The organism is Anaerolineae bacterium, assembly GCA_013178015.1.
GTDB lineage: Bacteria > Chloroflexota > Anaerolineae > DRVO01 > DRVO01 > Ch71.
The window spans coordinates 1-20,454 of record JABLXR010000025.1; the positions used below are offsets into that span (position 1 = coordinate 1).

A 20,454-nucleotide genomic window follows, 5' to 3' on the forward strand; every position below is an offset into this window, starting at 1 on the left:
ATCACCTTGAGATACTCCTCACGGGACTGCCGACTCATCTTCTCCCTCGCAGACATCGCTCCCCCCAGTAGGATTATCAATTGAGGGAACGATACCCGCTCGGTAGGATTTTAGATGATAGGATGCGGACGCTTGCGGCGTCGTGGGTATCAAGCTATAATTAGCCCGAACATTGGAGCGCCGGGCCGCCGATCGTGTCCGAACGGGAGCGCGCAGCCGTCAGGTGGGCTGCGGCGCTTCTTTTCTATTGCCTCTTGACAGGAGGCGGCCTCAGGGCCGCATGGTCACCCAGGGCAAGGAGTTGGGCTGAGCATGGACGACAGGCTGGTCTACCTCACCGATGCCGGCAGAGAACGCTTGGAGAAGGAACTCCACTATCTTCGCACGGTGCGTCGGGTGGAGATCTCCGAGCGCATCCGCGAGGCGAAGCGCGAAGGCGATGTGGCTGAGAATGCTGGCTACGAGTCGGCCAAGCATGAGCAAGCCTTTGTGGAGGGACGGATCGCCGAACTGGAGGACCTGCTCAAGCGAGCCGTCCGCATCGAGAGCGACACCGGCCGCGACCAGGTCACCGTCGGTTGCACCGTCACTATCTGCGAGAACGGATCTCCTCCCGAAACCTACCGCATCGTAGGCTCCGCTGAGGCCGATCCCACGGACGGCAGCATCTCCAACGAGTGCCCCCTGGGCCGTGCTCTCCTCGGCAGGCGAGTGGGGGATAGGGCCTCCTTCCGGGCCCCCGGCGGAATCGTCGAGGTCACGATAGTCAGCATCGACTGAACCGGAGTGGGCCCGATGGATGACGGCATCAGCGCAGACCGGCAGCTTCAGCTACTCTCCCCAGACGGGCAACGGCTGGAGAAGCTTCGCCGCCTGCGAGAGGAGGGGATAGAGCCCTATCCCGCCCGAGTGGAGCGTACCCACACCACCTCCGAGGCCCTGCGGGCTCTCGAGGAGTGGGAGAAGGACGCATCGGAGCCAGCACCCAGGGTGGCGGTCGCCGGCCGCCTCATGACCGAGCGGGTTATGGGCGGAGCCACCTTCGCCCACCTGGCTGATGGCGCCGGTAGGCTTCAGATATACCTTCGCCGCGACGTGCTCGGTCGGGACGCCTACGAAGCCTTCAGGCAGGCCACCGACATCGGCGACTTCGTGGCTGTCCAGGGAGAGATGTTTCGCACCCGCACGGGGGAGCCCACCGTCAACGTGCGATCGGCCCAGCTCGCCGCCAAGAGCCTTCATCCCCTTCCCGACAAGTGGCACGGGCTCACCGATGTGGAGGCGCGTTACCGACATCGGTACGTAGACCTCATAGTCAACGATGACACCCGCCGCCTCTTCTGCCTGCGGGCCGCTATCATCTCTGCCCTCCGGCAGTACCTAGATGCCGAAGGCTTCCTGGAGGTGGAGACTCCCATCCTGCAGCCCATCTACGGAGGCGCCGCCGCTCGCCCTTTCGTCACCCATCACAACCAGCTCGACCAGGACCTCTTCCTACGCATATCCTTCGAGCTCTACCTCAAGCGACTCATCGTGGGCGGGTACGAACGCGTGTACGAGATCGGGCGGGACTTCCGCAACGAGGGGGTCTCGTACAAGCACAACCCCGAGTTCACCCAGATCGAATTCTACGAGGCCTACGCCGACTACCACGATGTCATGCGCCGCACGGAGACGATGATCGCCCACGTCGCCCATACGGTCCTGGGAACCACCCGCATCACATACCAGGGGCAGGAGGTGGACCTGGCCCCACCCTGGATCCGGAGAGACCTCAGACAGGCGATCCGCGAGGAAACCGGCATCAATATCGAAGACCACGGCGACATCGAGAGCCTACACCGGGCCATCCTCGACATCGGCGGCCGGCCGGAGCCCAAGCCGACTATGGGCAAACTGGTAGACTACCTGATCGAGGGCTACGTCGAGCCCAGGTTGATACAGCCGACCTTCCTCATGGACTACCCGGTGGAGATATCTCCCCTGGCCAAGCGCGTCCCCGGCAGCGAGGGATGGGTGGAGCGGTTCGAGGGTTTCGTCGCCGGGATGGAGCTCTGTAACGCCTTCACGGAGTTGAACGACCCGGTCGAGCAATACGAGCGCTTCCGGGCTCAGCGGCGGGATTTCGAGGCCGGAGATGAAGAAGCTCACCAGATGGACGAGGACTTCCTTCTCGCCCTCAGCTACGGTATGCCACCCACCGGCGGGTTCGGCATGGGGATAGACCGGCTGGTGATGCTGCTCACCGACCGCCCATCCATCCGCGAGGTTCTGCTGTTCCCTCACATGCGCAGCCTGGGCTGATTCGCCGGCGAGAGGCATTGTCCGCAGCCACAGGATGCGGTTTCCGCAAGGCCGCCCAGGGGACGTCCTTTGAGCCTCACCCAGGGCAACCCCAGCGTGCCCAGTCCCCACTCACGCAGTCCGCGCCCCCAGGCGTCAGGAGGCATGAATGAGAGGTTCGCCCCGAGAGCCGCAGGGGCAGGACCCAGGCGAGCCTCGTGTTCGCCCATACCGGTGGGGGGCCTGCCCCTGCATCGCTCCCGCAGGCTAATGGCACCCCGGTTCCAGCACGCACTCCAGAAGCGTAGGCCCGCGGCGCTTGACAGCCCATGCGGCTGATGCTATAAACGCCTGGGCCGCTGCAGGCTGGCTCTGGTGGGGGGACAGCAAGTTCCCGACGCAAGGGGGGCGGCGGCATCCCCGCTTCCGAGCCTGGCAGGGCATCACATCCGCCATGGAGCCGGCGATGACGGCCGTCTGTGGGGCACGCAACACCTCCCCGGACGCGCCGCGCCAGGCAACCTGGCTGACTCTGCGACGTTGGCAGAGGAGTGCCTCGGAGAGGAGGTGGTGTACATCCGCCGAAACCAATTACGAGCTGCATAATGAGCAGGGCTGAGTAGTCAGCCGAAGTCTTTCGTATCGTGCACTATACGTAGCATGATCGAGGAGGATCACGTGACAAAGAAGAAGGAAGTGTCTCGCAGAGTATCCAGAAGGCAATTCACCAGAGGCGCAGCTCTGGGTGCTGTAGGTGCAGCTGCCGCCGCACTCGGCGGCTCCGCCGAGGCTCAGGGCGTCACCGCAGCGGTTCCGTGGAGCCCTACGAAGTGGGACTACGAAACAGACGTGGTCATCTGCGGCATGGGCTTTGCCGGCCAAGCTGCGGCCATCGAGGCCGACCGGGCCGGAGCCGAAGTGATAATCCTGGAGAAGGGCGATGAGGACCACTGTGGCGGCAACAGCAGGGTCTGCGGTCAGGGCTTCGTCGCCCCATCTCCCGCCATCTGGGAGGGATACACCGAGTACCTGAAGCGCGCCACCACCGGCGAGGGGTTCCCCCAGACCGACGAGTGGATCCAGTTCTTCCTGGAGGAAGGCTACAAGAACCTCGAGTGGTTCCGCGAGCTCGGGGCGGAGCCGGTGAGCGCCCCGCCGCCCTTTGGCCAGGGTGGTTGGATCCCGTTCTTCCCCCACTTCCCCGGGGCAGATGACGTCGCTTCCGAGCCATCGTTCTACTGGCTGGATCCCGAGCTGGGTCCAGGGCGGAACTGGTACTTCCTGGACACTTACATCAAGGAGAAGACCAAAGTCACCATCATGTATGAGACCCCCGTCAAGCGTCTCATACAGGTTCCGGTGACCAGAGAGATCCTGGGTGTGGTAGCGGAGAAGGACGGCGAGGAGGTCTTCGTCAAGGCCAGAAGAGGCGTCGTGGTCTGCACCGGTGGGTACGAGTACAATGAGCAGATGATCCGCGACTACATTCACATCCCAGCCTTCCTCAGCCAGGGCAGCCCCCTGAACACGGGCGAAGGTATCAAGATGTGCATGGCCGCCGGCGCAGACCTGCGCAACATGGGCGCCTTCGCCGCCCCATCCGGCCTCGCCACCAGGTTCCCGGACTACGAATCGGCCATCCCCGTCGCTCTGCCTCAGGCTGGCGCTTGCATCATGGTGGGTGCCAACAACAGGCGCTGGCGGGACGAGTACAGAAAGGCCAAGACAGGCATCCAGAACAAGGACGTGGCGTGGAAAGAGGGTACGTTCAACATGGTGGGCTCCATCGTCGAGGGCGGCAAGTACGTCCGCGACAAGTACCCCTTACCCATACATATGATATTCAATGAGGAAGCCCGGCTGAGTGGGAAGCTGTTCGGCAGTTCCATGAGCTGGGCCGACAACATCGAGGGTTACAAGTGCAGCGAGAACAATGAGGTCGAGGTAGAGAAGGGCTGGGTGGTCAAGGCCGATACCATCCGCGAGTTGGCGGAGAAGATCGGGCGCGACCCAGACCAGTTGGAAGACACCATCAAACGCTGGAACGACTCCTGCAAGGCCGGCAAGGATCTGGAGTTCGACACGGGAGACCCCAACTTCACTTCATATGACCGGCCGCCAGACCTCCTAGTACCGTTCACTGAGGGCCCGTTCTATGCGGTGGAGCTCTTCCCCGCGTGCCTGAACACCCAGGGCGGCATGGTCCGCGACACGGGTGGCCATGTGCTGGACACCGAGGGCAAGCCCATCCCCAGGCTGTATGCCGCCGGCGAGAACGGTGGGTTCTGGAACCACCTCTACCAGTGCATGTCGAACGTCGGCGCGGACTGCTACGCCATGGGCCGCATAGCCGGAACGAACGCTGCCAACGAGAAACCGTGGGGCTAGTGCTCTAGCAGCACGCTAGGCAACACCGGCGGGGGAGCCTGACTCTTCAGGCTCCCCCGTTTGTATCCCTGAGTGCGGACGCCATGCTTCACACTCGCGGGCACGCCAGCCAGTGTGGGCTCACAGCGAGCGGGGACAGGCTGCTTTCCGGGTACTGAGGCCGGGGAAACGACGGGCAGACCGACCACTACGGCTCAGGAAGCCTCAGGGCAAGTACGAGAACGGGTTTCGGTGCACGCCGTCCTGGCGCACCTCGAAGTGTAGATGCGGCCCGGTGGACCGGCCGGTTGACCCCACCGCCCCCACCTCTTGCCCCTGCTTCACCACCTCGCCCGCCTCCACGCTGATGGCGCTCAGGTGGGCGTACAGAGTCTCCCTGCCGCCGCCGTGGTCCACAATCACGTGGTAGCCATAGCCGTAGTTCTGCCACGACACCAGTGTGACCGTCCCAGCATCGGCCGCCACCACCGGCACGCCCGCTTTGGTGTGAATGTCAATGGCTGGGTGGTAACCGCTATAGCCCTGGGTGATCAGGCCACTGAGGGGCCAGATCAGAGCGCCCGTGCCGGGGGCCGGTTCTGCCACCTTCGCCTGCTGCACCACGGGGCGCGCCGGCACCGCGGTCGGTACCACTCTGGCCGGCGGATCAGGGAGGTAGGCGTTCGGGACCACCAGAAGTGCCCCCACCACCAGGCGTTGGTCCGCCTCCAGCACGTTGCCAGGATAACGGGCGATGTCATCGGGAGACACGCGGTACTTCTCGGCTACGCTCTGCAGGGTGTCACCCTCCGCCACCCGATGGAGGGCGCCGTCCATCGGCAGGATCACCAATTGCTGCCCCACCGACAGGAGATCCTGCTGTTGTACCAGCGATTCATTGGCCCAGATCAGTGTCTTCTGGGAAAGCCCGAAAGCCTGAGCCACAGCAGAGAGGGTGTCACCTGGCTGCACCACGTAAAGGCTGGGCTCATACTGGGGATAGCGGCCCTCTGTCGTCCTCACTACCGCCAGGCGATCGAGCACCATGCGCGGCCGAACGACGGCCTGCTGGCGCACACCGCGAGAGGCCAGAACCTGGTCGTCCAGGGCCACTGCGGCACGGAGATACTCAGGCTTCTGCGGAAGAGATATTGCAAGGAGCGAGGAGGTGTCCTTCGGCAGCAACCACAATGCCGACACCGTCACCAGAATAGCGACGTGAAGGGCATATCGCCTGCTATCGGAGTCTCTGCTCCCCCAGCGTTCGTTGATGAGGGTGCGGACACGCTTCGACCATCGCCAGAGGTGAGGCCGTCGCCGACCTTCCATCACACCCGGCGATCTCACAGCCAGGCCAGCCGTACGCGCCTCCCAGTGTTCACCTTCCAGGAAAGGGAAGGCTCGACGAAACTTCAGCGTGCGCCAGCCCCGATTGGGCCGGCTTCCTGGGACTACCGCCTCGACTGCTCGTTCTCAGCGAGTCTAGCCGCCCGGCTAGCTGCTGTCAATAGCTCTATATGGCCTCTTTGTTGAGCGTGAGCAGGAACTCCCGGTTGCTGGAGGTCTTCCGCAGCCGATCCAGGATCAGCTCGGTAGCTTCAGTGCCTCCACCCAAGGCCGAGACCATCTTGCGCAGGGTCCACACCCGGCTCAGCGTATCCGCATCCAGGAGGAGCTCTTCGCGCCGGGTGCCGGAGCGATCAATGTCTATGGCCGGGAACACCCGCCGTTCCTGCAGCCGGCGGCTCAAATGCAGCTCCATGTTGCCGGTGCCCTTGAACTCCTCGTAGATCACGTCGTCCATGCGGCTGCCCGTCTCTACGAGGCAGGTGGCCACGATGGTGAGGCTGCTCCCCTCCTCGGTGTTGCGCGCGGCGCCGAAGAACCGCTTTGGCGGATACAGGGCGGACGGATCCAGGCCGCCGGAAAGCGTACGGCTGGAAGGGGGCACGACCAGGTTATAGGCTCGCGCCAGGCGGGTGATGCTGTCCAACAGGATAACCACGTCCTTGCCCGTCTCCACCAGCCGCTTGGCCCGGTTAAGAGCCATCTCGGCTACCCGACAGTGATTCTCCACCTCGTCATCGAAGGTAGAGGCCACCACCTCTGCGTCTACCGAGCGGTCCATGTCCGTCACTTCCTCGGGACGCTCGCCCACCAGCACCACTATGAGGTGCACGTCGTCGTAATTCGCAGATATGGCGTTGGCGATGTGCTTCAGGATGGTGGTCTTGCCGGCCTTGGGCGGAGAGACGATCAGCCCGCGCTGGCCCCGGCCGATGGGAGCGAACATGTTGATCATGCGGGTGGTGAGGATATCGGGCGAGGTCTCCAGGTTCAGAAGCTCAGTGGGGAAAGTAGCCACCAGGTCGTCGAAGTTCGGCCGAGCTCGGGCCACCTCGGGGTCCATGCCATTGACCGCCTCGACCCGCAGCAGGCCATAGTACTTCTCCGAGTCCTTGGGTGGCCTGACCTGCCCTACCACCAGGTCCCCAGTGCGCAGTCCGAAGCGACGGATCTGTGACTGCGAGACGTACACGTCATCGGAACTAGGGAGGAGCTTGCGCGAGCGCAGGAAGCCGATCCCGTCCTGGACGACGTCCAACACGCCCCCGCCGAAGGCGTACCCTTGGCGCTCGGCATTGGCTTTCAACAGCTCGATGACCAGTTCGTCCTTCTTCTTGCGGCTGAAGCGCGCGATCCCGTAGTCGCGCGCCAGGGTGCGCAGTTCACTAAGAGTCTTTTCTTCTAGTTGAGCAATGTCCACTTATACCTCTCCGATTCCATATTGAGTTGACGTCTTGGGCATGGCGGCACCTGCAAAGGGACCAAGCAGAGACACCAGGCGTGGTGACGCGGCCGCATGGATGGGACGCTCCACACTGGTAGTGCACATCATGGCCTTGGCCTCAGGGAGATTGGTCCACCGAGTTTCCTCGTGTCATGCGCTTGGGGGAATCCATCAGTTGATGCCACAACTCCCGATCAGGGTGTGGCTACCCTCTGTGGGGTGACATAGGGAATAGGGAACAGTGAGGTCGCTCCTATTATAGGCAACCGCTCCCTTGCACGTCAAGCGTGCTTCTGGCCTTCACGGGCCTCGACGCGCCCGGCGACCTGCAGGATCAACACCGGGAGAGGTGCTCTCCTTCGAACAACTCACGCACCTTGGGATACGACTCCTCGGACCAGCCTAACCGATCTGTGGTGCCGCCCGCGGGCGTGCGTGCTCCTCATGTAGGTGCTTACTGAAGTGAAGCCCGGCCAAGCGCCAGGGAACGAACGCTTGATACGCACCCCCGGGCCCGAGGGCCTACCCTGGGCACCGCTGACCCTGATGGACCCGCAGCCTCGACCTGCCCTGTGTCGCTGATGACTCCCCAAGGGCTAGTCAAATCGGGGACAGACACTAACGACGCTGAGGTTGACTTGGAGTACGGAGGCGGGATCTCAAGCATCGGTGATGGCAACCGAGCCTAACTCGCAGACGGAGCAGACCACCGCCACCACATGCCATCTCCGGACACATTCTACAGCGTCCCGCTCGCCACCGCAACTGCAACGCCGCAGCTCAGAGCCGAGGGGACACCTGCTTACCAGCGCCGCCCCTCAAGGCCTTCCCTCCCCTCAGACTAGGCGAGCCAGCCCCCACTGCACCACAGGGACACCTTCCTTCGAGGATTGCCCGCCCCCACGCGCCGCCGCCCAAGTGCCTACCGCGCCTGGGGCACCTGCCTGGGGCACCTTCCTTCGAGGCTAGAGTCCCCTCATGTGGTGGAAAAGTGGGTTGACGAAAGGGCCACCATGTGCTTCTTGAGCTTGTCGGGTAAGACAGCAGCAAGGAGGACACAGTGGCCGAGGAAAGGATGGGGGCAGTTGAGCGGTGGTGCCAGGGGCAGGGAGGGGAGCTGAACTTCCTGCGAGAGGCGGTGCGCCAGTCTGTGCCTGAGCTGATGGAAGAGGAGGTGAAGGCCCTGGTGGGGGCCGGTCGCTATGAGGGCACCGAGGAACGTACCACCTACCGCAACGGGGTCGGTCCGACCGACAACCCTGGGGCCTACCGGCAGCATCAGTCCAAGAAGGGGATATAGCGCGGCAAGAAGCCTGAGCCGGAATCGGGTGAGGGAGATCGACAAGCACTCGCCCTCAATGCGTCTCCTGCTTCGCGCAGACGGCTTGACCGATGCAGCGGAGCGGAGCGCAGGTCACGCATTGAGGCAGTGGCGGCCGCGCAGGCTCGGCATCCGAGAGGCACCGGTACGGCCGAACCGACGCCTGGCTTGGCCAATCCCGAGAGGCCGACACTCGGCGGCAGGACGGCCACTGCCTTGACAGGTACCGGGCGCCTGGGTAAGCTCCGGCCGGAGTCTGCCGCGGGCGTGTCTCAGCTTGGCATCCCACACGGCGGGCTAGTAGTGTCTGGCTCTGCAAGCGATTGGAGAGAGTTAGCCGAGAGTGGCTTCCCGCGCGCGATGGCCGGCGTGGGCACTTCGGCTCCGCGTGGTGATTGCGGGGCCGTTGTCTTGATTAGAATGGTTGGTGCCCGCGGGCTGGGGTGAGGCCGTGCCGGAGCCAGCACCTCTGTGTAGCGCCCTGCCAGTTGAGGTTGGCGAAGGCGGTTGGAGGCCACTGCATCCATGGAGGCAAGGAATGCCGAGAGAAGACTACGCCATTAGCGCCGAGCAGTTGCGTCGCGTGTGTGACCCGTCGCAGTTCGATTTCTCCAGCACGGCAGAGCTGGCCCCTTCGGACGAAGTCATCGGGCAGGATCGGGCTGTCAGAGCCATCTCGTTCGGCATAGACATCGAGAGCCCTGGCTATCACATGTACGCCTTGGGACCGACGGGCACGGGGAAGACCACCCTTGTGCGCAAGTTCCTGAGCCGCAAGGCGCAAGAGCAGCCGGTGCCGGATGACTGGTGCTACGTCAACAACTTTGACGACTCGGACCTTCCTCGCGCTGTGCGGCTACCCGCTGGCAAAGGGCAGCAACTGCGCGCCGACATGGATCGTTTCGTAGACGAGCTCCGGGTGGAAATCCCGCGGGCGCTGGAGAGCGAGCAGTACCAGCAGGAGCACGAGCGGATAGATCTGGAGTTCGCCCGCCGGCGCCAGGAGTTGCTCCGAGAGCTGCAGGAGGAGGCGGAGGCGCGCCGATTCCGGCTGCTTCAGACGCCGCAGGGACTCGGCTTCGCCCCCGTGTTGGACGGGGAAGTCATGACCCCAGACCAGTTCGCGGCGCTGGACGAGGACACCCGCCAGCGCATCGAGGAAGCCCAGCGCGAGCTTCAAGAGGCACTGCACGAGCGACTCAGACGGATTCCTCAGTTGCAGAAGGAAGCCCGCGAGCGGCTACAAGAACTGGACCGCCGCACCGTCGGGTTTGCTGTCAGTCACCTGGTGGACGAGCTGAAGGAGAAGTACCGGGAGTTCGAGGATGTTATCCGATTTCTGGACGAAGCCCAGGCCGACATCCAGGAGAACGCCGAAGCATTCAGGCAGATGGAGCAGCTAGAGGAGGCCAGACAGCAGATCCCCTTCGGCCGTCTGCTGGACGTGCAGGAGAACCGGTTTGACCGCTACCGGGCCAACTTGTTGGTGGACAATAGCGGGCTCACGGGCGCACCCGTCATCCTGGAGAGCAACCCCAACTACTACAATCTCGTCGGGCGGGTCGAGCATCAAGTGCAGTTCGGGGCCCTGATCACCAACTTCACCATGATCCGGGCTGGGGCTCTGCATCGAGCCAACGGCGGCTACCTGATCCTCAACGCCCGCGATGTGCTCAGCAAGCCGTTCGCCTGGGATGCGCTCAAGCGGGCGCTTCAGGATAAGGAGATCGTCATCGAGACCATGGGCGAGGAGATGCGCGTGGTCTCCACCCGTACTCTGCAGCCGGAGCCCATCCCGCTGGACGTCAAAGTGATCCTGATCGGCGATCCAATCCTCTACTACATGCTCTATGCCCTGGACGAGGACTTCCAGGAGCTTTTCAAGGTCAAGGCCGACTTCGCCACTGAGATGGACTGGGGGCCGGAGTGCCCCACGCAGTACGCCCGCTTCATCGGCACCGTGTGCCACGAGGAGGGGTTGCGTCACTTTGCTCCCTCAGGAGTGGCGCGGGTGGTGGAGCAGGCAGCTCGAGTGGTGTCGGATCAGAACAAACTGGCGGTGCGGTTCGGCGATGTGGTGGACCTGGTGCGACAGGCCAACTACTGGGCGGGGCAGAACGGCAATGAGCTGATAGAGGCTGCAGACGTGCAGCGCGCCATAGACGAAATGATCTACCGCTCCAACCGGATAGAGGAGCGGCTGCGCGAGCTCATCGAAGACGACGTGATCATGATCGACACCGAGGGCTCGGTGGTCGGTCAGGTGAATGGAATCTCCGTGGTGCCGATGGGGGACTACGCTTTCGGCAGGCCGTCGCGCATCACGGCCCGCACTGCCATGGGCCGGGCTGGCGTGGTCAACATAGACCGCGAGATCGGGTTAGGGGGGCGCATCCATAACAAGGGCGTGATGATCCTGGCGGGGTATCTGCAGGGGAAGTACGCGGAAGAGGTGCCTCTGACGCTGAGCGCCAGCATCACTTTCGAGCAGATGTACGAGGAGGTCGAAGGCGACAGCGCCAGCTCGGCGGAGCTCTACTCTCTGCTCTCCAGCCTATCCGGGTTCCCCATCACCCAGGAATTGGCTGTGACTGGATCTGTGAACCAGCTGGGCCAGGTCCAGGCCATCGGCGGAGTGAACGAGAAGATCGAGGGGTTCTACGACGTGTGCCGGGCCAAGGGGCTGACGGGCAGCCAGGGCGTGCTTGTGCCTCGCAGCAACGTCCAGAATCTGATGTTGCGGCAAGACCTGGTGAAGGCGGTGGAGGAGGGAAGGTTCCACATCTACGCCGTCTCCACCGTGGACGAGGGCATCGAGATACTGACGGGCAAGCCCGCCGGTGAGCGGGATGCCGAGGGCCGATATCCCGAGGGTACGGTCAACTATGCTGTCCAGGAGCGTCTGCGGCAGCTGGCGGAAAGGGAGCGGGAGTTCCGCCGGACGGAGGGAGAGGAAGCGGAGAACGAAGACCCTCAGAAGTCGTGACGCCCACAGCCCGGGCCGCCCGCGCGCGAGCGGGCTCCCGGGCGTGTAGCAGCGGAGAGTGACTGAACACAGAGACAAGTGCCCTGTGACTCTCGCTGTGTTCTTTGCGTGCACTGCTACAGTTTGAGATGATTGGGCATCTGACATAATGCGGGCGCGCAGAACGGCATCGGCCCAGGTCTCCACTTCGCGGGGGGTGGCGCGTCCGGCGGTAGTCCACACGAGGAGCGGACTAGGGATGCAGAGCAAGAAGGTGCTGGTGGTTGACGACGACCCCAAGATGCACCGCCTGCTGGAGTACGCCCTGACGCAGGCCGGAGCGGAGGTCTTCATCGCCACCGACGGGGAGGAGGGACTACGCAGCTTCTACGCGCGCCGGCCCGACCTCGTGATTCTTGACCTGATGATGCCCAACATGGATGGGTGGCAGACCTGCCGCCGGATCCGGGAGCTATCGGAGGTGCCCATCCTGATCTTGACCGCGCGAGGACGGGAAGAGGACGTTCTGCGCGGGTTTGAGTACGGAGCGGATGACTACGTCACCAAGCCTTTCAGCCTCAGGGTGTTGGTGGCGCGGGTGCAGGCTCTCCTGCACCGGGCCTCGCTGCCGCCCATCTCGGAGAAACCGGTCACCTACAAGGACGACTACCTGACCATAGATCTGGGCGACAACCGGGTGTTGGTGAACGGCGAACCTGCCCGCCTGACGGCCACGGAGTACCGGCTGCTGGCCTACCTGGTGGAGAACGCGGGCAGGGTGCTGTCCTCCCGGCAGATCCTGGAGAAGGTGTGGGGCTGGGAGTACACCGACGACGTGGACTACGTCCGGGTCTACATCTGGCACCTGCGCCAGAAGCTGGAGCCGGACGCCAAGAACCCCAGATACCTGGTCACCGAGCACGGGTTGGGCTACCGCTTCGAGAAGCAATCCCCCAGTTGATCTCTGTCGGTGCCCGCCGGTGGCGGCTCCGGCCTGTCTATGAGTTCAGAGTCGAGGGGAACTGAACACGTTAAGGGCCTCGCCCGACCACGAGTGGCAGGGCGAGGCGAGAGTCACCATCGTGGGGGGAGGGCTTCGGCAGCCGGCGGGATAGCCTCCGTTGAAGGAGTGAAGGAGCCGGCTCCTCATGTCTAGGACGCGGATTTACTTCTGCGGCCACTGCCTGCATCCGCTCGTCTCCCGAACCTGATCTGTTGCCGGCCCGCTGCTGCTGCAGAACAGCCCTCCAGTGTTGCTGTAGGCCCCGTCATATGTTGCCCTAACCCCATAGGTCTGTGCCTCCGCCGGTGTTCGCCACTGGTGGGGAAGGACCTGGCATCAGCTCATCGCGGTAGGCCGCGGAGGACTCCTACGTCCCGGTGGCGCCGGCCACCGTGCTCGCCCGCACTGGATGCCGCCGAAGGTGGCCTGTCTGGGGCGTTGGGCCTCGCCGTTGGCCCTTGTTGACTGTGCCTGAGTTAGCACCTGCGCATGATCAAGCGGCCTTCTCAGGCATGGTCGGATGCTCTTCGTGCCGGCACCCGAAGTAGACATAGACACGGTCAGCCAGCTCCCAGGCGGGGAGCAGGCGGTCGGGCTCGACCACGTTTCGCTTGCTGTGGACCCAGTGGGGCTCGATGCGGTTGGGCCAGGAACTCTTGATGGGCGGCAGGCACGACCAGGATGCGGACGCTCCTGCCGGTGTGCTCGACTGTTTGATTGTGGCGGCGCGGCCACTCTTTCGCCTCCCGGCCCATAGGCCGGGAGGCATTGTCGCCCAGCTTGAGCACGGCGCTCTTGCCCTCCAGCGCCAAGGGCTCGGCACACCAGGCCAACAACTGAGTGGTGGTGGCACTCACTGGCCGGCCATGGACGAAGGGCAGGCATCTCGCGTCCGTCTCGAGGCGAGGCCAGCCGCAGACATTGGGGCCTGCCCCCACGGCACCGTTCTCCTTTCCTGTGGTGCCCTGGGGGGCATGGGCTCGGCGTTCTCTCCACCTCTTCACCCAGTAATAGGTCTAAAGTCCTACTCCCTTCGCCCGATACATAGATAGCCAGTACCGACGGTAGGTGGGGAGGACTGCCCGCCGTCCAACATGAGCTTGACTGTCAACAGGGGGCAAGACGGGCTGGCCATGGCGACTGGCACTCATATAGCGACGAGGAGGATACACCATGGTTGCCTGTTTCCCCCTTACCCGTCGGTGCGCCGCCTTGCACTGCTTGCTTGTAATCGCCCTGGTGCTGTTGCCGCTGCCCTGGAGCGCGGCAGCAGCGAGCATCAGCGTGTCTTCTTTCTCACAGCCGGTGCAGACCACCGGCTTGCAGTACCAGGCTGGCGGGCACGTGCTCGCCTTCGAGGTGGGTAGGGTGTACCTGGCTTCCCTGGGGCACGCCCTGGCGGTGGAGTTTGTGGGCGGCGCCGCCGTTATGCCTGTGGCCGAGGGAGAGAGTGGCAAGGCAGAAGCACTGCCAACCGTCACCTATAGGGAGCTTTGGCCAGGCATCACTCTCACCTATGAGTCTACCCCAGGCGGCATTGCCAAGAGCACCTATCAGGTGGCTGCCGGTGCTGACCCGAGCCGGATTGGCCTACGCTACAACCTGCCTGTCTCCGTGCAAGAGGATGGGTCCCTTTCCTTTCGCGTTCCCTCGGGGCGGGGAGCCTTGAGCGAGAGTGCCCCGATTGCCTGGCAGCAGACTGGTGGTGAGCGGGTTGCGGTGGCGGTAGCTTTCACTCTCTCCCAGGAGGGAGTAGTGGGCTTTCGCCTGGGTGACTATGACCCGCGCTACCCCCTCACCATTGACCCTGCCTACCTTTGGCACACCTTCTACGGCGGCAGCGACGAGGACGGAGCCGCTGCCATCGCTCTGGACGGCGACGGCAACATCTACGTGGCCGGCGGTAGCGCCGCCGCCTGGAATGGCCCCGATGGGCAAGAGCCCCTGAACGGCTTCAGCGACGGAATACTATACGACATCGTGGTGGTGAAGCTCGATAGCGGCGGCGCCTACCTTTGGCACACCTTCTACGGCGGCAGCGATACCGACGCGGCCAATGCCATCGCTTTGGACGGCGACGGCAACATCTACGTGGCCGGCGACAGCGCCGCCACCTGGAATGGCCCCGCTGGGCAAGCGCCCCTGCACGGCTTCAGCGGTGGCTATGACATCGTGGTGGTGAAGCTCGCTGGCAACGGCGCCTACCAGTGGCACACCTTCTACGGTGGCAGCGACGTAGCCTTTGCCATGGCCCTGGATGGCAGCAGCAACATCTACGTGGCCGGCTCCAGCCGTGCCACCTGGAATGGCCCCGGTAATGAACCGCCCCTGAACGGCTTCAGCGGTGGGGACGACATCGTGGTGGTGAAGCTCGATGGCAACGGCGCCTACCAGTGGCACACCTTCTACGGTTGTGTCTGGTTTGACGGGGCCTATGCCATCGCTTTGGACGGCGATGGCAACATCTACCTCGCCGGCCACAGCCTCGCCACCTGGAATGGCCCCGCTGGGCAAGCGCCCCTGCACGGCTTCAGCGGTGGCTATGACATCGTGGTGGTGAAGCTCGCTGGCAACGGCGCCTACCAATGGCACACTTTCTACGGTGGCAGCAACGTGGCCTATGCCATGGCCCTGGATGGCGACGGTAACGTCTACGTCGCCGGCTCCAGCGCCGCCACCTGGAATGGCCCCGGTGATAAAGCGCCCCTCCACGCCTTCAGCGGTGGGGACGACATCGTGGTGCTGAAGCTCAATGGTGAGGGCGCCTACTAGTGGCACACCTTCTATGGCAGCAGCGACTACGACTGGGCCAATGCCATCGCCCTGGACGGCAGCGGCAACATCTACCTGGCCGGCCTCAGCAACGCCACCTGGAATGGCCCCGGAGATGCAGCGCCCCTCAACGGCTTCAGCGGCCTCTCATTCGACATCGCGGTGCTGAAGCTCAATGGTGAGGGCGCCTACCGGTGGCACACCTTCTACGGCGGCAGCGGCGACGACCACGGCGGTGCCATCGTTTTGGACGGCGGTGGCAACATCTACGTGGCCGGCGTTAGCGACGCCACCTGGAATGGCCCGGATGGGGAAGCGCCCCTCAATGCCTTCAGCAGTATCCAACATACCAGTGACATCGTGGTAGTGAAGACGAGCCCTAAGGATAGGAGCACCACCATCGTGACCTCTTCCGCCAACCCCTCCAGCTTTGGCCAGTCCGTCACCTTCACGGCCACGGTCACTTCTGGGGTTGGCACGCCCACGGGCATGGTCACCTTCAAGGATGGCGGCGTTACCCTGGGCACGGGCAGCCTCAACGGCAGCGGCGTGGCCACCTATGCTACCTCGGCCCTTGCCGTGGGCAACCACGCCATCACTGCCGAGTACTCAGGCGACGGTAACTACCTGGGCAGCGCGAGCGACACACTTGCGCAGGTGGTGAACAAGGCGGGCACGACCACGACACTGCAGTCCTCGGCCAATCCGTCCACCCTTGGCGAGGAGGTCACCTTCACGGCCACGGTGAGTGGTGCAGGTAGCACACCCACGGGCAGCATCACCTTCAAGGATGGCGGCGTTACCCTGGGCAGCGGCAGCCTCAACGGCAGCGGCGTGGCCACCTACAGCACCTCAGCTCTTGCGGGGGGCAGCCACAGCATCACTGCCGAGTACGGCGGCGATGAGACTTACCTGGGCAGCAGCGACACGCTTGAGCAGACAGTAAACAAGGCGGCCACCACCACGACACTGCAATCCTCGCTCAATCCGTCCACCTTCGGCGAGGAGATCACCTTCGCGGCCACGGTCACTTCTGGGGTTGGCACGCCCACGGGCAGCATCACCTTCAAAGATGGCGGCACCACCCTGGACACAGTCTCGCTCGTTGGTGGTGTAGCCACCTACAGCACCTCAGCTCTTGCCGTGGGCAACCACAGCATCACTGCCGAGTACTCAGGCGACGGCAACTACCTGGCCAGCACAGGCACGCTCGAGCAGGTGGTGCAGATGGCACTATGGCTACCATGCGTACATGTTTCACACTCAGCGGGATAAGTGATGCCCCATAAGGGAGAGGATGCCCAGGGCCGCCTGCCTTGGGCATCCTCACAAGTCCCAATCGGCTCCTATGAAGACCGGGACACCCAACTCGATCCACACCCGCAAGCTGTAGCACGGCGGCCTCACCTCAAGGGGAGCTGGGTCGGTAATGTCTGCCTTGTTTCACGACCGACTCACCCTGTGGCGGGCCCCGCTCTGCGCCTTGCCGGCCGGGGCTCTGGGTTCTAGCCTCGTTGGGCAGTCTGGCCCTGGTAGGTGTTCATGGAACGGCGGCCCCGGCCACCGGCTCCTACCAGACCAGTCGGGCCAAGAAGGCGGTCTAGCTCGCCTAGCTCCTGGCTGCCTTGAGGGGCTCGGCCACGCTGTACAGAGACAGATGTATGAGCTGGGCGCGCGGGGCGCCGGTCTCGCTCATTGGCTGGCCTTCAACAGCCTCCAGTAGATGTCCACATCCACCCCTACACTGCTGAGGGCCACGGCTGAGGCAGGATCGGCTGCAGCATGGCATAGTGCTAATGCGACTGTAAGCTCTCCTTTATGTCGCCTTAACCCCGCGGGCGTATGCTTCCACCGGTGGCGGAGGACTCCTACGCCCCGGTGCAGCGGACCGCCGCGCTCGCCCGGACTGGATGCCTCCATAGGTGGCCTGTCCGGGGCATTCGGTCTCGCCGTTGGCCCTTGTTGATTGTGCCCGAGTTAGCACCTGGCTGGCTGATCTATTCTGGCTCTTGTAGGTGGGCGCCGGCGCATCGGCCCTTGGTGCGCCGCTGCCCCTAAGCCAAGCCTCGTCTGGAGAAGGTTGTCCCATGATAGTGTTTGCACAACGGGCGGCTGTGCGCCTTCTGCCGTGGGTGCTGGTGGCGATGGTCGCCGGCCTTCCCCATCCGCGTTTACGCCCGGAAGCCAGTTCGGCGATGGCCGCCGGCCCTATCCGCGCCGACGGGTTGGTGCAGGCGCTGGGCGCGCGGGGGGCTGCGGTGAAGGTAGTGCGTCGGGTAGAGCAACCCTTCCTCCAGGCTGCCGCCGGGTGGCTGATCCAGGTCTACGGGGTGCCGGTGCAGGTGTACGAGTACGCCACAGAAGCAGAGCGGCTGCGCGACTCGATGGCCGTATCGGCGGATGGCTATCGGGTGTCCCGCACTGAAGTGGCCTGGGTGGACCGGCCCAACATCTGGGCCGAAGGGAACCTGCTGGTCGTCTACCTGGGCCGCAACCAAGCCATGACCGATCTCCTCAGCGGCATCCTCGGCGAACCTATCACTGAGGGAGGAGGCGTTCCCGCCCTGCGGGCAGACGTGCCCCACTGATCGGCGCTCCAGGGATGCCGGAGTACCAGGGGCTTCCCCGGCTCAGCCAGCAGGGGAAGCCCCTCTCGTTCGCCTCCGGACGGGAGGCTCAGGCGGCTAGCTCACGGTAGGTCAGGGTCCAGAGGGTGGAGCGGAATACCGCTGCCAGGGACGACAGAAACAGCAGGGGGAGCACCAGCACCGTGAGCCCGACGGGTACTCCCAGCAGAACGCCGAGCACGGCCGGGGTGGAGCCGTAGAAGACGAGCGAGGCCAGGGCGTAGGTGACCCATCCGAGCAGCCCGCCCACCATCAGGCCGAGGATGGCGAGAACGATAGCCGCCAAGACCACCGCGAGCCCGTAGGCGATCCGTATCGCTAGCAGGATCAGCCACATGACGGCTGCGTCCTTGAAGCGATCTCGGACCACCCGGAACCCGCGGCCGATAGCCTCGAACACGCCTCGGTCCTCTAGCACTGCGGCCCGCCAGAAGAACGGGCGCAGGAGCGAGAGCGCCAGTGCTACCAGGAGACCGAGCATGATCACCAGGACCACCAGTCCCACTGTGGTCACCGTACCGATGATGCCGGCGGTATCGGAGCCGGTGGCCCACAACAGGAGCGGGGCAAGGGCGAAGAAGAAGAGGGCCACGAACAGGATCCCCGTGGGTATGGTCACGACCAGGTCTATTAGGAATAGCCGGGCCGCCCGCCAGGACCAGCCGATGCGGATTCCTTCGCCCAGGCTGCGCCGGATTCCGGTCACCTCGTAGTCGTCCACTGCCCGTATGAGGGCGGTATGGGACAGGTAGCTGATCACGGTTGCCACCAGCCCCAGGAAGATGGCCAGTATGCCCACCACCACGACCACAGCGAGCACCACCCCCAGGATGGCCATCAGGTCCGGTTCCGCCAGACGGGGGACGCCATATCGCTGCACGTCGCTGGCGTCAAAGCGGTATCCGGGTCCGGTCCCCCCGCCACCGGACCCGCTACAGGCTGCCAGCAGCAAGCCGAAGACCCACAGCATGCGGTATCGAAGGGTGATCCGCAGCGCTCGCCGGACGATTCCGAAATGATCCATCACTAACCTCCTTCAGCTTCGGACTGCAGACACGAAGGCCGAGGCGCGGCAGACGCCTATGCCTACTGGGAACGGAGGTGCAAGTGGCGCTCGAAGGCGTGCCAACCGGCCAGCCAGCTCCACAGCCCGGCGCCCGCGAGGAGCAGCACCGCGACCTCAAGGACCAGGCCTGCCGCCAGCGCGCCTACGGGCTCCAGCCACCAAGCGGACGCCGACGGGGCCACAAGCAGCTCCGACAGGAATCCCCCTGCATTGTCCAGGGGCAGCCACTGCTGGACGCTCTCGAGGAAGGTTGTGGCCGGGCCGACGCGCGCCACCACCTGCACCACCTGCGCCACGGCCAGGACTGCCTGCACGAAGGCCCAGGCCGTCACTATGGCGCAGGGAAGCAGCCACCACAGCTTCGGGCTGGGTGACCGCTCGGGCGCCGACTGGCTCGGCAAGCGGGCCAGCACTTCCTGTACGAACTCCTCATCGGCAGCGGCAGGTGCAAACGGCAGGCTCTCTCGCACCAGGTCGTCGAGTGCTCGCATCTGCTCCAGCTCGGCCGCGCAGGCAAGGCACCGGGAGAGATGGTCGCGAGCCTGCCTTAGCCGGCCTCCGCTGAGCTCGCCGTCCAGGTAGGCCGATAGCCAGGAGCGATCGTGAGCAGTCATCGCGCCTCCATCTCGGGTGCCAGTGTCCGACGCAGGGCCTGACGAGCGTAGTGCAGGCGGGACATCACGGTCCCCACCGGGACGTCCAGCACTTCAGCGATCTCGGCATAGCTGAAGCCCTCGAACTCCCTCAGGATCAGGGCCGCCCGTGCGGCGGGCGGCAGGTTCAGCACCGCCTGTCGCACCCGGGCCCGAAGCTCGTGCCGCTCCGTGGCCTCCCAAGGCGACTCCTCCGGCGATGGAAGGTCGCTCGGATCGAGGTCGGCCGGCTGCGGCTGGCGGAGCGAATCGGTGACCACGTTGGTGACGATGCGCAGGAGCCAGTTGCGCATAGAATCCCGATGTTCGTACCTCGCCAGAGCCCGCCAGGCCCGCAGGAAGGTCTCCTGGGCAGCGTCGTCGGCCAAGGCGGCGTCGCCACAGAGGCGGTACGCAAGGCTTCGGACCGATCGCTGATGCAGACGCACCAAATCGCCGAAGGCGCTTCTGTCGCCCTCGAGCGCCTGTTTGACCAGCCGGGCTTCCTGCTCGATCACCGTCTCCTGCCTGCCATCACGCTCCAACCAGTTAACGAGCGCGCTGGGGATGCTATTCGGTTTCGGGGCTAAGCGCAGCGTCCGACACGGTGGATGGGCCGGCGCAGTG

The 20,454-nt window shown here is 64.3% G+C and carries 14 protein-coding genes and 1 pseudogene; 10 read left to right on the top strand and 5 right to left on the bottom strand.

Going from position 1 to position 20,454, the window contains the following annotated elements:
• The first annotated feature begins 312 nt into the window (after positions 1-312).
• From greA to HPY83_10765, 3 genes are all read left to right on the top strand, one after another.
• Positions 313-780: a transcription elongation factor GreA gene (greA, locus tag HPY83_10755; protein NPV08424.1), complete on the top strand. Its 468-nt coding sequence runs from the start codon at positions 313-315 to the stop codon at positions 778-780.
• A 15-nt stretch (positions 781-795) separates the two neighbouring features.
• On the top strand, positions 796-2,304 hold the full coding sequence (gene lysS / locus HPY83_10760; protein ID NPV08425.1) for a lysine--tRNA ligase: 1,509 nt from the start codon (positions 796-798) through the stop codon (positions 2,302-2,304).
• Between the two features lie 657 nt (positions 2,305-2,961).
• The gene (locus HPY83_10765) at positions 2,962-4,671 is read left to right on the top strand and encodes an FAD-binding protein (protein NPV08426.1); all 1,710 of its coding nucleotides are present in this window, start codon (positions 2,962-2,964) and stop codon (positions 4,669-4,671) included.
• A gap of 204 nt (positions 4,672-4,875) precedes the next feature.
• On the opposite strand, the gene HPY83_10770 is transcribed toward HPY83_10765, so the two are convergent.
• Entirely contained in the window at positions 4,876-5,979 is a 1,104-nt protein-coding gene (locus HPY83_10770) for a M23 family metallopeptidase (protein NPV08427.1), read from the bottom strand.
• Between the two features lie 184 nt (positions 5,980-6,163).
• Positions 6,164-7,417: a transcription termination factor Rho gene (gene rho / locus HPY83_10775; GenBank protein NPV08428.1), complete on the bottom strand. Its 1,254-nt coding sequence runs from the start codon at positions 7,415-7,417 to the stop codon at positions 6,164-6,166.
• 1,084 nt (positions 7,418-8,501) lie between these two features.
• Here rho and HPY83_10780 point away from each other — a divergent pair.
• The 7 genes and pseudogenes from HPY83_10780 (at position 8,502) to HPY83_10810 (ending at position 18,090) form a co-directional block, all read left to right on the top strand.
• Complete coding sequence (locus HPY83_10780; GenBank protein ID NPV08429.1) at positions 8,502-8,741, top strand: hypothetical protein; 240 nt, start codon at positions 8,502-8,504, stop codon at positions 8,739-8,741.
• Positions 8,742-9,300: 559 nt separating this feature from the next.
• The gene (locus tag HPY83_10785; GenBank protein NPV08430.1) at positions 9,301-11,748 is read left to right on the top strand and encodes an AAA family ATPase; all 2,448 of its coding nucleotides are present in this window, start codon (positions 9,301-9,303) and stop codon (positions 11,746-11,748) included.
• Positions 11,749-11,986: 238 nt separating this feature from the next.
• The gene (locus HPY83_10790; protein NPV08431.1) at positions 11,987-12,688 is read left to right on the top strand and encodes a response regulator transcription factor; all 702 of its coding nucleotides are present in this window, start codon (positions 11,987-11,989) and stop codon (positions 12,686-12,688) included.
• Positions 12,689-13,903: 1,215 nt separating this feature from the next.
• Positions 13,904-15,502, top strand: a complete 1,599-nt coding sequence (locus HPY83_10795) for a hypothetical protein (protein NPV08432.1) — start codon at positions 13,904-13,906, stop codon at positions 15,500-15,502.
• Between the two features lie 18 nt (positions 15,503-15,520).
• Positions 15,521-15,598 (top strand): annotated as a pseudogene (locus HPY83_10800) (hypothetical protein).
• Positions 15,599-15,664: 66 nt separating this feature from the next.
• Positions 15,665-16,777, top strand: a complete 1,113-nt coding sequence (locus HPY83_10805; GenBank protein ID NPV08433.1) for an Ig-like domain repeat protein — start codon at positions 15,665-15,667, stop codon at positions 16,775-16,777.
• Positions 16,778-17,589: 812 nt separating this feature from the next.
• Positions 17,590-18,090: a hypothetical protein gene (locus HPY83_10810; protein ID NPV08434.1), complete on the top strand. Its 501-nt coding sequence runs from the start codon at positions 17,590-17,592 to the stop codon at positions 18,088-18,090.
• A gap of 88 nt (positions 18,091-18,178) precedes the next feature.
• On the opposite strand, the gene HPY83_10815 is transcribed toward HPY83_10810, so the two are convergent.
• The 3 genes from HPY83_10815 to HPY83_10825 all read right to left on the bottom strand — a co-directional run bounded on the left by HPY83_10815 (position 18,179) and on the right by HPY83_10825 (position 20,345).
• Positions 18,179-19,153 carry a hypothetical protein gene (locus tag HPY83_10815; protein ID NPV08435.1) on the bottom strand — a complete coding sequence of 325 codons (975 nt, stop codon included), beginning with the start codon at positions 19,151-19,153 and terminating at the stop codon, positions 18,179-18,181.
• Positions 19,154-19,215: 62 nt separating this feature from the next.
• Positions 19,216-19,809 (bottom strand): hypothetical protein, encoded by a 594-nt coding sequence (locus tag HPY83_10820; protein ID NPV08436.1) that lies wholly within the window; start codon positions 19,807-19,809, stop codon positions 19,216-19,218.
• The gene (locus HPY83_10825; GenBank protein NPV08437.1) at positions 19,806-20,345 is read right to left on the bottom strand and encodes a sigma-70 family RNA polymerase sigma factor; all 540 of its coding nucleotides are present in this window, start codon (positions 20,343-20,345) and stop codon (positions 19,806-19,808) included. Before HPY83_10825 ends, HPY83_10820 begins: the two co-directional genes overlap by 4 nt.
• Positions 20,346-20,454: the final 109 nt, after the last annotated feature.

What these genes read in the sequence shown, in the direction of transcription:
- greA (NPV08424.1), top strand. Translation starts at nt 313, where the DNA reads ATGGACGACAGGCTGGTCTACCTCACCGATGCCGGCAGAGAACGCTTG.
- HPY83_10815 (NPV08435.1), bottom strand. Translation starts at nt 19,153, where the DNA reads ATGGATCATTTCGGAATCGTCCGGCGAGCGCTGCGGATCACCCTTCGA.
- HPY83_10785 (NPV08430.1), top strand. Translation starts at nt 9,301, where the DNA reads ATGCCGAGAGAAGACTACGCCATTAGCGCCGAGCAGTTGCGTCGCGTG.
- HPY83_10810 (NPV08434.1), top strand. Translation starts at nt 17,590, where the DNA reads ATGATAGTGTTTGCACAACGGGCGGCTGTGCGCCTTCTGCCGTGGGTG.
- HPY83_10795 (NPV08432.1), top strand. Translation starts at nt 13,904, where the DNA reads ATGGTTGCCTGTTTCCCCCTTACCCGTCGGTGCGCCGCCTTGCACTGC.
- lysS (NPV08425.1), top strand. Translation starts at nt 796, where the DNA reads ATGGATGACGGCATCAGCGCAGACCGGCAGCTTCAGCTACTCTCCCCA.
- HPY83_10790 (NPV08431.1), top strand. Translation starts at nt 11,987, where the DNA reads ATGCAGAGCAAGAAGGTGCTGGTGGTTGACGACGACCCCAAGATGCAC.
- HPY83_10820 (NPV08436.1), bottom strand. Translation starts at nt 19,809, where the DNA reads ATGACTGCTCACGATCGCTCCTGGCTATCGGCCTACCTGGACGGCGAG.
- HPY83_10770 (NPV08427.1), bottom strand. Translation starts at nt 5,979, where the DNA reads ATGGAAGGTCGGCGACGGCCTCACCTCTGGCGATGGTCGAAGCGTGTC.